The 11,870-nt window shown below is 62.8% G+C and carries 17 protein-coding genes; 11 read left to right on the forward strand and 6 right to left on the reverse strand.

Annotated features, from left to right (window positions below; genetic code table 11):
- Positions 1–96: 96 nt before the first annotated feature.
- From RBH77_RS07345 to RBH77_RS07355, 3 genes are read right to left on the reverse strand one after another with little or no spacing between them, the layout of a single operon-like run.
- Positions 97–1,098 (reverse strand): 4-hydroxyproline epimerase, encoded by a 1,002-nt coding sequence (locus tag RBH77_RS07345; RefSeq protein ID WP_311031489.1) that lies wholly within the window; start codon positions 1,096–1,098, stop codon positions 97–99.
- A gap of 9 nt (positions 1,099–1,107) precedes the next feature.
- Positions 1,108–2,355: an NAD(P)/FAD-dependent oxidoreductase gene (locus RBH77_RS07350; protein ID WP_311031490.1), complete on the reverse strand. Its 1,248-nt coding sequence runs from the start codon at positions 2,353–2,355 to the stop codon at positions 1,108–1,110.
- A gap of 29 nt (positions 2,356–2,384) precedes the next feature.
- The gene (locus RBH77_RS07355; protein ID WP_311031491.1) at positions 2,385–3,296 is read right to left on the reverse strand and encodes a dihydrodipicolinate synthase family protein; all 912 of its coding nucleotides are present in this window, start codon (positions 3,294–3,296) and stop codon (positions 2,385–2,387) included.
- A gap of 144 nt (positions 3,297–3,440) precedes the next feature.
- On the opposite strand from RBH77_RS07355, the gene RBH77_RS07360 reads away from it, so the two are divergent.
- Positions 3,441–3,704, forward strand: a complete 264-nt coding sequence (locus tag RBH77_RS07360; RefSeq protein ID WP_311031492.1) for an ArsR/SmtB family transcription factor — start codon at positions 3,441–3,443, stop codon at positions 3,702–3,704.
- A 189-nt stretch (positions 3,705–3,893) separates the two neighbouring features.
- Here RBH77_RS07360 and RBH77_RS07365 read toward each other — a convergent pair whose 3' ends face one another.
- Positions 3,894–4,064 (reverse strand): YdcH family protein, encoded by a 171-nt coding sequence (locus tag RBH77_RS07365; RefSeq protein ID WP_311031493.1) that lies wholly within the window; start codon positions 4,062–4,064, stop codon positions 3,894–3,896.
- 219 nt (positions 4,065–4,283) lie between these two features.
- Between RBH77_RS07365 and RBH77_RS07370 the strand changes: the two genes are divergently transcribed.
- The 6 genes from RBH77_RS07370 to RBH77_RS07395 all read left to right on the forward strand — a co-directional run bounded on the left by RBH77_RS07370 (position 4,284) and on the right by RBH77_RS07395 (position 7,817).
- Positions 4,284–4,487, forward strand: a complete 204-nt coding sequence (locus RBH77_RS07370; protein ID WP_311032451.1) for a YdcH family protein — start codon at positions 4,284–4,286, stop codon at positions 4,485–4,487.
- Between the two features lie 105 nt (positions 4,488–4,592).
- Positions 4,593–5,141: an ATP-binding protein gene (locus tag RBH77_RS07375; RefSeq protein ID WP_311032452.1), complete on the forward strand. Its 549-nt coding sequence runs from the start codon at positions 4,593–4,595 to the stop codon at positions 5,139–5,141.
- Positions 5,142–5,268: 127 nt separating this feature from the next.
- On the forward strand, positions 5,269–5,775 hold the full coding sequence (gene purE, locus RBH77_RS07380; RefSeq protein WP_311031494.1) for a 5-(carboxyamino)imidazole ribonucleotide mutase: 507 nt from the start codon (positions 5,269–5,271) through the stop codon (positions 5,773–5,775).
- Positions 5,772–6,854 (forward strand): 5-(carboxyamino)imidazole ribonucleotide synthase, encoded by a 1,083-nt coding sequence (locus RBH77_RS07385; RefSeq protein WP_311031495.1) that lies wholly within the window; start codon positions 5,772–5,774, stop codon positions 6,852–6,854. Before purE ends, RBH77_RS07385 begins: the two co-directional genes overlap by 4 nt.
- Before the next feature lie 131 nt (positions 6,855–6,985).
- Entirely contained in the window at positions 6,986–7,111 is a 126-nt protein-coding gene (gene ykgO / locus RBH77_RS07390) for a type B 50S ribosomal protein L36 (RefSeq protein ID WP_311031496.1), read from the forward strand.
- A 70-nt stretch (positions 7,112–7,181) separates the two neighbouring features.
- The gene (locus RBH77_RS07395) at positions 7,182–7,817 is read left to right on the forward strand and encodes a tetratricopeptide repeat protein (protein ID WP_311031497.1); all 636 of its coding nucleotides are present in this window, start codon (positions 7,182–7,184) and stop codon (positions 7,815–7,817) included.
- Between the two features lie 63 nt (positions 7,818–7,880).
- Here RBH77_RS07395 and pyk read toward each other — a convergent pair whose 3' ends face one another.
- A complete protein-coding gene (gene pyk / locus RBH77_RS07400; RefSeq protein WP_311031498.1) occupies positions 7,881–9,317 on the reverse strand; it encodes a pyruvate kinase in 1,437 nt (478 codons plus the stop codon).
- Positions 9,314–9,823 carry a DUF1036 domain-containing protein gene (locus tag RBH77_RS07405; RefSeq protein ID WP_311031499.1) on the reverse strand — a complete coding sequence of 170 codons (510 nt, stop codon included), beginning with the start codon at positions 9,821–9,823 and terminating at the stop codon, positions 9,314–9,316. The genes pyk and RBH77_RS07405 overlap by 4 nt, the downstream gene beginning before the upstream one ends.
- Before the next feature lie 210 nt (positions 9,824–10,033).
- On the opposite strand from RBH77_RS07405, the gene RBH77_RS07410 reads away from it, so the two are divergent.
- From RBH77_RS07410 to RBH77_RS07425, 4 genes are all read left to right on the forward strand, one after another.
- Complete coding sequence (locus tag RBH77_RS07410) at positions 10,034–10,831, forward strand: N-formylglutamate amidohydrolase (RefSeq protein WP_311031500.1); 798 nt, start codon at positions 10,034–10,036, stop codon at positions 10,829–10,831.
- A 13-nt stretch (positions 10,832–10,844) separates the two neighbouring features.
- The gene (locus tag RBH77_RS07415) at positions 10,845–11,150 is read left to right on the forward strand and encodes a DUF1244 domain-containing protein (protein ID WP_311031501.1); all 306 of its coding nucleotides are present in this window, start codon (positions 10,845–10,847) and stop codon (positions 11,148–11,150) included.
- Positions 11,151–11,276: 126 nt separating this feature from the next.
- Positions 11,277–11,429, forward strand: coding sequence for a GapR family DNA-binding domain-containing protein (locus RBH77_RS07420; RefSeq protein WP_371832848.1), 153 nt, complete (start codon positions 11,277–11,279; stop codon positions 11,427–11,429).
- Positions 11,430–11,529: 100 nt separating this feature from the next.
- Positions 11,530–11,790, forward strand: coding sequence for a DUF2312 domain-containing protein (locus RBH77_RS07425; protein ID WP_311031502.1), 261 nt, complete (start codon positions 11,530–11,532; stop codon positions 11,788–11,790).
- The last annotated feature ends 80 nt before the right edge of the window (positions 11,791–11,870 follow it).

Genomic DNA, 11,870 nt, shown 5'->3' on the forward strand with positions numbered 1-11,870 from the left:
TTTCACCGAAGCCAATTCGGCCATGCTATCAATTTTTAGTGTTTCCTTGCGTGTCGGAAAAATCTGGAAACGGCGTCCCAATCCGTGCCCGGCGGATCAGGTGACGACGAAGCCATGCGCGAACGGATCGCGATCGTCGATGAAGATGGTATTCAGTCCCGTCATGCGGGCCCAGCCGCCGATCGAAGGGACGATGGCAGGCTTGTTCGCCACCGTGGTCTCGGCCTCGACGCGGCCCTTGAAGAGCGAGCCGATGATCGATTCATGGACGAAGCTGTCGCCGGCCTTCAGCCTGCCCTTGGCGTGAAGCTGCGCCATGCGCGCCGACGTGCCGGTGCCGCAGGGCGAGCGGTCGATCGCCTTGTCTCCGTAGAACACGGCGTTGCGCGCATCGGCCTCGCTGTTTGTCGGTTTTCCTGTCCATAATATGTGCGAGAGCCTGTTGATCTCCGGGTGCTCCGGATGGGCGAAGCTGTAGCTCTCGTTCAGCCGCTGGCGCAGCACCGGGCTCCAGGCGATGAGGTCGCCCGCCGAATGATCGGCCATGTCGCGGTAGTTCTCCTGCGGCTCGATGATGGCGTAGAAATTGCCGCCATAGGCGACGTCGACCTTCAGCGGCCCGAGGACCGGACACTCCACCGCAAGCTGTTCGGCGTAGAGGAAGGCCGGCACGTTGGTGATGCGCACTTCCTCCACATATTGGCTTTCCTGGCGGTATTCGGCGACCACCAGGCCCGCCGGAGTGTCGAGTCGCAACACGCCAGGTGTCTTCGGCTTCACCAGTCCGTTCTCGATCGCCATCGTTACCGTGCCGATAGTGCCGTGGCCGCACATCGGCAGGCAGCCGGAGGTCTCGATGAAGAGGATCGCGATGTCGCAATCCTCGCGCGTCGGCGGATAGAGGATCGAGCCCGACATGATGTCGTGGCCGCGCGGTTCGAACATGAGGCCGGTGCGGATCCAGTCATATTCGGCGAGGAAATGCGCGCGCCGCTCCAGCATGGTGGAGCCCTGGAGTTGCGGACCGCCGCCGGCGACGAGCCGGACCGGATTGCCGCAGGTGTGACCGTCGATGCAGAAGAAGGAGTGGCGTGCCACGATATGCCTCTAGAAACGCGTTGGGCGGAAAGGAGAAAGGTCGATCGGAGGAGCCTCGCCCGAAACGAGGTCGCGGATCAAGCGTCCCGTCGCCGCGGCTTGGGTCAGGCCGAGATGACCGTGCCCGAAGGCATAATGGACGTTCGCGGCGGAACGGGAGTGGCCGATGATAGGGAGCGAATCTGGAAGCGAGGGGCGGAAGCCCATCCATTCGCGGCCCCCCTCCGTCCTCAATCCCGGGAGGAAAAGACGAGCTTTCTCCAGCATTGCTTTCGAGCGGGCGAAATTGGGCGGCCGGTCGAGCCCGGCGAGTTCGACGGCGCCGCCGACGCGAAGCCCGGTTTCCAACGGCGTAACGACGAAGCCATGGCCGGAGAAGATCAATTGCCGCTTCAGGTCGAAGGCATGGACGGGAAGCGTCGTGTTGTAGCCGCGCTCGGTTTCGAGCGGGATGGTGTCGCCGAAGCGGCGGGCCCACAGATGCGACCAAGCCCCGGCGGCGACGATCAGCTTATCCGATCTGAGTGTGCGACCGTCTTCGAGGCGGATCGACGTTCCGTCGTCGCCCAGCGCCGCTTCGACGACACGGCCTTTGAGGAAAACCGCGCTCTTGCTCTCCGCATATTTCCAGATGGCCTTGCCAAGCAGCATCGGGTCGGAGACGGTTTTCCAGCCGGGAACGAAGGCGCCTTTGACGAATTGAGGCGAAAGGCCAGGCTGCAGTTCGCCGATTTCCGCGCCGGCGACATGCCGGAAGGCGATGCCGTGGCGTTCGCGCGCCGCCCAACCGGGCAGCGAGGCGTTGAACTCGACCTCGGATTCATAGAGTTCCAGCGAGCCGTCCTCGCGCAGCATGGAGCGTGTGCCGGAGCGCTCCATCAGCGCCATCCATTCGGATTGGGTAAGCCGCATCAAAGAAGCCTGCGCAGTTAGCGCGCCTTCATAACCGCCATGGCCGGCGCGCCAGAAGCGATAGAGCCAGGGGAGGAGATGCGGCAGATAGGAAGGCGGGATGGCGAGCGGCCCGAGCGGGTCGAGCAGCCAGCGCGGCAGATTGCGCAGCATACCCTTCTGCGCAAGCGGCAGCACGTCTGAGAAGGCGAAGGCGGCGGCGTTGCCGGAACTCGTTTCCTCGCAGATGCCGGTGCGGTCGATGACCGTCACCGCGCAGCCTGCCTCGGCAAGATATGCGGCGGCGCAGATACCGACGATGCCGGCACCGATGACGGCGATATCCGATCTGCTATCGCCGTGCATCGGCACCCTCCGCGCCTTGTGCCCGGATATCAGGCAGCCTTGTCGATCGAAAGCTTCGGCAGGACCGGCCGTGTTGCCAGCGCATCCTTGATGATCTTCTCGACGCGCACGCGCTCGGCACCTGCAAGCGGCTGGCGTGGCATGCGTACCCTCTCGTTCGAGCCGATCGCGTGAACCTCCGCGAGCTTGATGTTCTGGACCAGATTGGTCGAGACGTCGAGATCGAGCAGCGGACGGAACCAGCGGTAGATCGTAAGCGCTTCCGCCGTGCGGCCGGCCTTCATGAGCTGGTAGACCGCGACGGTTTCGGCAGGGAAGGCGGTCACAAGGCCGGCGATCCAGCCTACCGCGCCGACCGAAAGCGCCTCGAAGGCCAGATTGTCGACGCCGGTGAACAGGTCGAAGCGGTCGCCGAACCGGTTGACGATGTCGATCGAGCGGCGGATCTCGTCCGAGGATTCCTTGATGGCGACGAAATGATCGTCGTTCGCCAGTTCCGCCATGATGTCGAGCGTGACGTCGACCCGATAGGCGATGCGGTTGGAATAGATCATCACCGGCAGGCCGCCGGCAGCCGCGACGGCCTTCAGCGTGGTGACCGTCTCACTGGGATTGGTGTGGTAGATCGGGCTCGGCACGATCATCAGCCCGTCGGCGCCTGCCTTTGCGGCGCGTTTGGCCAGCGAGACCGCGTCGCGTGTCGCCGCTTCGTTGATGGTGAGGAGCGCAGGCTTGCGTCCCGCCACGCCCTTCATCGTGTTGAAAACCTCAAGTTTTTCGTCATGCGAGAGCATCGGGCCTTCGCCGAGCGAACCGCAAGCGATCAGCCCGTCGCAGCCGGCATCCATCAAAAGCGCGAAGCAGCGCTCCATTTCCGCATGATCCAACTCGTCGCCGTCCGTGAACTTCGTCGTAACGGCGGGCATGACACCTGACCACATGGCCTTATCTCCTCTGATATATCTGTGATATATTTGCTATCGCGGGCGCTTGTCAAGCGAATTCCGCTCTATGCGGAAACGGCGGTGCGCCGCTGATTTTCTCATAAACTTGCTTTTACGTAAGCAATGGCTTACTCAGGTGTGATGACCGCATCCGACCCGTTCCACGCGATCAGCGATGCCACGCGGCGTCACATTCTGGAAGAACTGAGACGGAACCCCAGCACCGTCAACGCTCTCGCTGCGGGGCTGCCGATTTCGCGTCCCGCCGTTTCCCAGCACCTGAAAATCCTGCTCGATGCAAGGCTCGTCACCGTGGAGGTGTCTGGCACGAAACGCATCTACGCGACGAACGATGCGGGGTTCATCCGCCTCAACATCTGGCTCGACCAGTTCTGGAAAGGCTGAAGGACTACGCCAAAACCCTATAGGCCGATGGTCAGGTCCGCCATCGACAGGCTCCTTGTCATTGCCGCCCCGGAGCGATGGAGCCTAAAAACACCCTTCCCGAAAGCGGACACCGGTTTCGGGATAAAGGCATGCGAAAAATCAGGAACCTGAAGCGTATACAGCGAACCTAAAGGGTCGCGGCGCGCCTTAGTGCCTTGTCTTCAGCTTTTCGATTTCGTCTTTAAGTGCCAGTTTTCGTCTCTTAAGGGCGGTTATTTCGAGTTCGTCGGTTGAGGGATGGGTCAGGGCTTCGTCAATCTCGCGCTCTATGTCGCCATGCTTTCTCTGCAATTCCTCAAGATGGGAAGCGAGAGCCATGATTTCTTCTCCTGTTCCGTTTTCCTCGTCAGGCCGGTACATGGACATCTGTCGCCGGACATTGCATGTGACGGCCGGATGACAGTGTGCCACCGGAATATGGCGAAGTCGAATGCGCGGTAGTAGCATTTCCGGTGTTGTCGTAATGTGCTATGAATCAATACTGCAGCGCATTGCGTGGCCGGCTTCCGCCGGGAAGGCGCCGGGGAATCTGGATTCATGTCGGAACAGGAACAGGCCGGAATTCGTCTCGAATTCGCGCGCCTGAAGCAGGAGCATGCCGATTTCGACGCAGCCATCAACGCCATGATCGCCATGGGTTGCGACGCCCTGCAGATTCAACGGATGAAAAAGAAGAAGCTGGCCATCAAGGACCGGCTCAAGGACCTCGAGGACAAGGTTATCCCCGATATCATCGCCTGAGTGCGATTCGCGCCCGAGGATCGATCTGGCGAAGAAGACGCTGGCGGGGGAAGATGACAGCGTCGAGTCGTCGCTCGCGGGCGCGGTTTCATGTTAATCAGCATGATGGACCATGCCGGGGAAATTCTGATTCTGACCGGGGCGCCGGGCTCGGGGAAAACCACGGCGGCGCGGATGCTCGCCAAACAACCAGGCTCCGCGAAAGTGCATCTTCATTCGGATGAGTTCTGGCATTTTATCAAGAATGGAGCGATCCCGCCCTATCTGCCCGAAGCCCATAGGCAGAACGCCATAGTCATCGACGTTCTGGCAGGGGTTGCGGCCGGCTATGCCAGGGGCGGCTATTTCGTCGTCCTCGACGGCATTCTTGGGCCATGGTTCCTGCAGGCGTTCGGGCAAGTTGCGGCGCCGATCCACTATGTCGTCCTGCGGCCGCCGCTCGATGTGGCTATCCGGCGCTGCCGGGAACGCGGCGGCGATACGCTGACCGATCCGGCGCCCATAACCGCGCTTCATCAGCAATTCGGTTCGCTCGGTCCGCTTGAGCGGCACGTCTTGCTGACCGAGGGTCAGACGCGCGAGGAAACGGTAGGTGCGGTATCCGATGCCGTGCGCGGCGGCGCGTTTCTGCTGACAAAACCACCGCGCCGGTGACCGGTGCCCGAAGAGGCCGGATACCGCCTTTCAGGTCATGGCTGGAATTGGAACCAGCGCAGTCAATTTCTTGCGGCGCCCGACCGTTTCCTCTATGCGGCGGTCTCGAAACATGAAGGGGCAAGACATGTCGCGCGCCGATGTCGCCATCATCATGGGCAGCCAGTCGGACTGGCCGACCATGCGCCATGCCGCCGAGACGCTAGCCGCGCTCGGCGTCGGCTTCGAGAAGCGTATCGTCTCGGCGCACCGCACGCCGGAACGGCTCTACGAATTCGCGCGCGGCGCCAGGGATGCCGGCTTCAAGGTCATCATTGCCGGTGCGGGCGGTGCGGCGCACCTGCCCGGCATGGCGGCGGCGCTGACGCCACTTCCGGTGCTCGGTGTTCCCGTCGAGTCGAAAGCGCTTTCGGGCCAGGATTCCCTGTTGTCGATCGTGCAGATGCCGGCAGGCATCCCAGTCGGAACGCTGGCGATCGGACGCTCCGGCGCCGTTAACGCGGCGCTCTTGGCCGCTGCCGTGCTGGCGCTTTCCGACCCCGCGCTTGCCGGGCGGCTCGACGCCTACCGCGCCCGGCAGACCGAGGCGGTGGCTGATATCCCGGGGGATGAGGAACCAAGGGGCGACGCATGAGCAAGCCGCTCGCGCCGGGCGCCGCGATTGGCATCATCGGCGGCGGCCAGCTCGGCCGCATGCTGGCGATGGCTGCTGCCCGGCTCGGCTACCGCACGGTCGTGCTGGAGCCGCAGGCCGATTGTCCCGCGGCCCAGCTTGCCAACCATCAGATCGTCTCCGCCTATGACGATCCGGCAGCACTCGACGCGCTTGCCCGGCAAGCCTCGGTCGTCACCTATGAATTCGAGAACGTTCCGGTGGAAGCGGCGAACCGCCTGGCGCTCAGCGTGCCGGTCTTTCCGCCGCCGCGTGCGCTCGAAGTGTCGCAGGATCGCCTGGCCGAAAAGACATTTCTCAACGCTAACGGAATATCCACAGCCGCGTTCCGGGCGGTGGATAATGACGGGGATATCGCGGCTGCGCTCGACGCGTTCGACGGCAGCGGCGTGCTCAAGACGCGCCGGCTCGGCTATGACGGCAAGGGTCAGAGGGTCCTCCGCTCAGGCGAGGTGAGGAGCCTCGAAGGTACGTTCGTGGCAATGGGCAACGTCCCGCTGATTATCGAAGAACTTGTATCCTTTGAATGCGAGATATCGATGATCGCCGCGCGCGGCAGCGACGGCTCGGTCGCAGCATTCGATCCCGCCCGTAATGTCCACCGTGAAGGCATATTGCGCAGCTCGACCGTGCCGGCCGGTGTTCCGGAGGAGATCGCGGGGGAGGCGCGGCGGGCGAGCTTCAGGCTGCTCGAAGCGCTCGACTATGTGGGCGTCATCGGCGTCGAATTCTTCGTAGCGGCCGACGGCCGCGTGCTTGCCAACGAGTTCGCGCCGCGCGTCCACAATTCCGGCCACTGGACCGAGGCGGCCTGCGTCGTCTCCCAGTTCGAGCAGCACATAAGGGCCATCGCCGGCCTGCCGCTCGGGGAGCCCGGCCGGCATTCCGACTGCGTCATGGAAAATCTGATCGGCGATGATATGGATCGCGTGCCGGCGCTGCTTGCCGAGCCAAACCTGCTGCTGCATCTCTATGGCAAGGCGGAAACCCGCCCCGGCCGCAAGATGGGGCATTTCACGCGGCTGTCTTCGGGAGTATAGCCAGCCTGCCGGCGCGTGGACGCGAGGTTGACAGACGCGCCGCTCGTCGTTTATGAGCAGGCCGATTGCGGCGCGCCTTCTGGCGCGTCTTTGATTTCAGGCCCAACGGGCCAAGCTGAACGGCTCGGAAAATGAAGATCAAGAACTCGCTCAAGGCACTGAAAGCCCGCCACCGCGATAACCGCCTGGTCCGTCGCAAGGGCCGTATCTATGTAATCAACAAGACCGCGCCGCGCTTCAAGGCGCGCCAGGGCTGAGCGTGACGCCAGCCTTTTCTGATCCGTCTTTTTGATTTGATATTGGGCCGCGCGGGATTAGATTTCCGGCATGCGCGGTCTCTTTGTTTTACTCTCCCTGACGCTATTCGCGGCCCCGGCCGTGGCCGCCGACAATGCGGTTACCGAGCCGACACCTTCAGTGAAACAACTGCCGACAACGCCCGTCGCTGCTCCGAAGGCAGGCAACCCGCTCGAATCGGCGCACGCCAAGCGGCTCGACAAGCTCTTCTCCGAATTGAAGCGGGAGCGTAACGAGCATGTGGCGGATCGCATCTCGCGGCAGATCTGGCAACAATGGCTCGATTCCGGCAGCGCCACGGTCGATCTTCTGATGCAATGGGCGAACGACGCCATCCAGACGAAGAAATATCCTGTCGCTCTCGATTTCCTCGACCAGATCATCGCGCTCGATCCCTCTTACGCGGAAGGCTGGAACCGGCGTGCGACCGTCCACTACATGATGGGCGACTACACCATGTCGATGGCCGACATCGACAAGACGCTGCAACTCGAACCGCGTCACTTCGGGGCGCTCGCAGGCATGGCGGAGATCCTCAAGGATACCGGCCGCAAGGAGCTGGCGCTCAAGGCCTATGAGCGGGCGCTTCAGGTCTATCCGATGATGCGCAGCGCCCAGAGCGCGGTTGAAACACTTACCCAGGATCTGGCCGGCCAGGATATCTGACCGATTCCCGAGGGACCCGAGGCCGTGCCGCAACCGGTGCCTCGCTGTGCTCCGGCGCTCGAGTTATATGCCGCCCAATCCGTCCGAGCCGATATAGGCGATGCGAAGCATGTTGGTGGCGCCGGGCGTCCTGAGCGGTACGCCGGCGGTGACGATCACCCGGTCGCCAGGCCGGCCGAAATGCTCCTCGAAGGTGATGCGGCAGGCCCGGTCGACCATGTCGTCGAGGTCGGTCGCGTCCTCGGTCACCACGCAATGCGTGCCCCATACGAGCGAGAGGCGCCGCGCCGTCGCCACGACGGGTGACAGCGCGATGATCGGCACCTGCGGGCGCTCGCGCGCGGCGCGCAGGCCGGTGGTTCCGGAGGCCGTATAGGTGATGATGGCCGACAGGTTGAGCGTCTCGGCGATCTGCCTCGCCGCGGCTGAAATCGCGTCGGCGCCGGTCGCCTCCGGCGGCGAGCGCTGGGCATTGATGATGCCGGGATAGGTCGGGTCGCGCTCCACCTCGACGGAAATCGCGTTCATCATCGAAACTGCCTCGACCGGGTATTTTCCGGCGGCGGATTCGGCCGACAGCATGATGGCGTCGGCGCCCTCGTAGACGGCCGTGGCGACGTCGGAGACCTCGGCGCGGGTCGGTACGGGTGCGGCGATCATCGATTCCAGCATTTGGGTGGCCACCACCACCGGTTTGCCGGCGCGCCGGGCGGCGCGGGTGATCTGCTTCTGGATGCCCGGAACGGATTCGACCGGCATCTCGACGCCGAGATCGCCGCGCGCGACCATCAGCGCATCGGAAAGCTCGATGATCTCGGCAAGCCGCGCCACGGCCTGTGGCTTCTCGATCTTGGACAGCAGCGCGGCGCGGCCGCGCGCCACCTTGCGCACTTCGGCCAAATCCTCCGGCCTCTGGATGAAGGAGAGCGCGACCCAGTCCACGCCGGTTGTCAGCACGGCGTCCAGATCCTTGCGATCCTTGTCGGTCAACGCGCCCACCGGAAGCGTCGTGTCGGGGACGCTGACGCCCTTCCGGTCGGAGATCGCGGTGCCGGAGACGACGCGGCAGCGGACCGAACGGCTATTCGTTTCCTCCGCCACCAGCGTCAGTCGGCCGTCGTCGATCAGCAGGCGGTCGCCAGGCTGGATGGATTGCAGGATTTCAGGGTGTGGGAGAAAGACGCGGGTGGTGTCGCCCGGTTCGGGATTGTCGTCGAGCGTGAAACTCTGGCCGGGCTTCAGTTCCGCCTTGCCGTTGGCGAACGTGCCGACCCTGAGCTTCGGCCCCTGCAGGTCGGCCAGGATGCCGATTGGCCGGCCGACCTTTCCCTCGACGGCGCGGATGCGCGCGACGAGTGTGCGCATCGTCTCATGGTCGGTATGGCTCATATTGATGCGGAAAGCGTCCGCGCCGGCCTCGAAGAGTTTCTGGATCATCGCCTCGTCGGAGGAGGCAGGGCCGAGGGTGGCGAGGATCTTGACCTTGCGGCTGCGTCTCATTGACTGTCCGATCCGGGATTACCCGATCCGGTAACAGCGGCGGCACCGTTCATCGCGGGCTGATCGGTCAATTGCACCATCCAATTCGATTGCTTGCCCGTATCGTATTCCTTGAAGCCGGCGCGCTGGAAACCGCGCGCGAAGCAATCGTTGACGCCGGCGATCTTGAATTCCTTATCGGCGACGCACATGTTGACCGGCCCGTCCCAGCGCCCGCCATGATCGGCATCTTCCGCGTAAAGATAATAATAGCGCGAGGAGAGAGGGCCTTCGATGAGGGTCTTGCAGGTCGATCCTTCGATGTGCCACCAGCCTTCCGTTACCCAGCCCGCCTTGGCGCGGTAGCCGATGGCGACGCCGACCAGATTCTGGGTCGCGTTGCAGACGCGGAAATCAGCGAGGGCAGGCGTTGAAAACAACCCCGCCGCGCCGGCGCAGACCACGGCAGCACCGGCAAGAGCCGCCTTGCGACCCCTCCGCCTTGCCGTTGCGCAAACCGATTCCATGCCGCTTGCCTGTAACAGCCCCATTTTCCAAGATGCCCCTTTTCGAAGATAGCCCGGTCCGTGTCAACGCGCCGGAGGCCGTTCGTCAAACGGTCCCCGCCTATTTCCGCTCACACGGGTTCGGCGGAAAGATTGTCGAAACAACGGCATTGCGCCTGGGTCGGCTTCGTGAAATGACCGGGCCAGCTTGCGAAGCCCACGGCCAGGTGAATGACGCGTCTGTCCCAATTCTCCCCCTTTGAGTTCATCGACGGCGACCGGAGCGACGGCATGCTCATTCTCGCCGACCATGCCGGACGCGACCTGCCGGACGAATATGGCAGCCTCGGCTTGCCCGAGACCGAATTCGATCGCCACATTGCCTATGATATCGGCGTAGAGGGAGTGACGCGGCGGCTTGCGGCGCTGACCGGCGCGCCGGCGGTGATGGCGCGCTTCTCGCGGCTCCTCATCGACCCGAACAGGGGAGAGGACGACCCGACGCTGATCCGGCAGCTCTATGACGGTACGGTGGTTCCGGGAAACTATCCGATGTCGACGGAAGAGCGGGAACGTCGGCTCGACCGCTTCTACCGGCCCTACCACGACGCCGTCGCCGCGCTTGTCGCCTCGGTGGCCGAGGAATCGGGCAGGGCGCCGTTCATTTTTTCCGTCCATTCCTTCACTCCTCGTATGCAGGGCTTCGAGCGGCCTTGGCATGTCGGCATATTGTGGGACAGCGACAATCGCGCGGTCGATCCGATGCTCGCCGCATTAAGGGTCGAGAAGGGCCTCGTCGTGGGCGACAACGAACCATATGACGGCGCGCTGCGCGGCGACACGATGTTCAAGCACGCCATTGTCAACGGTTTCGCCCATGCCCTGATCGAAATCCGTCAGGATCTGATCCGCGAGGAGGACGGGCAGCGGCAATGGGCGGAGCGGCTGGCGCCGTTGCTTGAAGCGATCGATGCCCGACCCGATATCCATGAGGTGAAGCAGTTCGGTTCGCGTACGGGACCGCTCTAAAAGGACGCCAGCCATGACCGAACTCAGCAAGGAACAAAAGCGCGATTTCGAGGCGGCAGCCTTCCGCACCCTCGTCGATCACCTGCGGGAGCGTTCCGATGTCCAGAATATCGATCTGATGAACCTCGCCGGCTTCTGCCGCAACTGTTTGTCGAACTGGTATCGCGAGGCGGCCGAGGCCGCGGGGGTCGCACTCACGAAGGAAGAATCGCGCGAGATCATCTACGGTATGTCCTATGACGAATGGCGGGCTAAACACCAGGCTGAGGCGAGCGAGGCCAAGAAGGTCGCGTTCGAAGCCAGCCGCCCGAAGGAATAGGCTTTCCTCAATTCGCATTGGGCCGTTTTCTCCTTGACCCCTCCGACGGGGTCGGGCATCGAAGCCGCCGTTTTCCTTGCCGCGAAGGTGTTTCTGAGTCGCGGCGCAATTTCCTTGGAGATGCTCATGGCCGACGAAGTCACCGATTCCTCACAAACCGTCGCCGCCGGCCAGTTGAGGGCGTTCATCGAACGCATCGAGCGCCTCGAAGAGGAGAAGCAGTCGCTGGCCGACGATATCAAAGACGTCTATGCCGAAATGAAGGGCACCGGGTTCTAATCCCCCGCAATTTAGATGATCTATAAGCTAGATCAGCTACTTGGATAGGTTGAAGCGCACCTGATTGAAACTAGCCCTTCACATGATCGAGGACAATTACATGGACGTTGAAAATTCAGATTCCGCTCAGACGGTCGCGGCGGGCCAACTTCGTGCTTTCATCGAACGCATCGAGCGTCTCGAGGAAGAGAAGAAGACGATATCGGAAGACATCCGCGAAGTGTACGCAGAACTTAAGGGGACCGGCTTCGAGCCGAAGGCCGTCCGTACATTGGTGCGTCTGCGCAAAAAAGATGCAGCCGAAAGGCAAGAGGAAGAGGCAATTCTTGACCTGTACAAGGCCGCGCTCGGAATGGAATAGGAAAGATAGCGCAGCGCTCTGCTACCCTTGTCGGTCCCACATGATCGGAACCTCCCTTAAGCCGGCGCGGATTTCGTGTT

Source organism: Mesorhizobium koreense (assembly GCF_031656215.1).
Taxonomy (GTDB): Bacteria; Pseudomonadota; Alphaproteobacteria; order Rhizobiales; family Rhizobiaceae; genus Mesorhizobium_L; species Mesorhizobium_L koreense.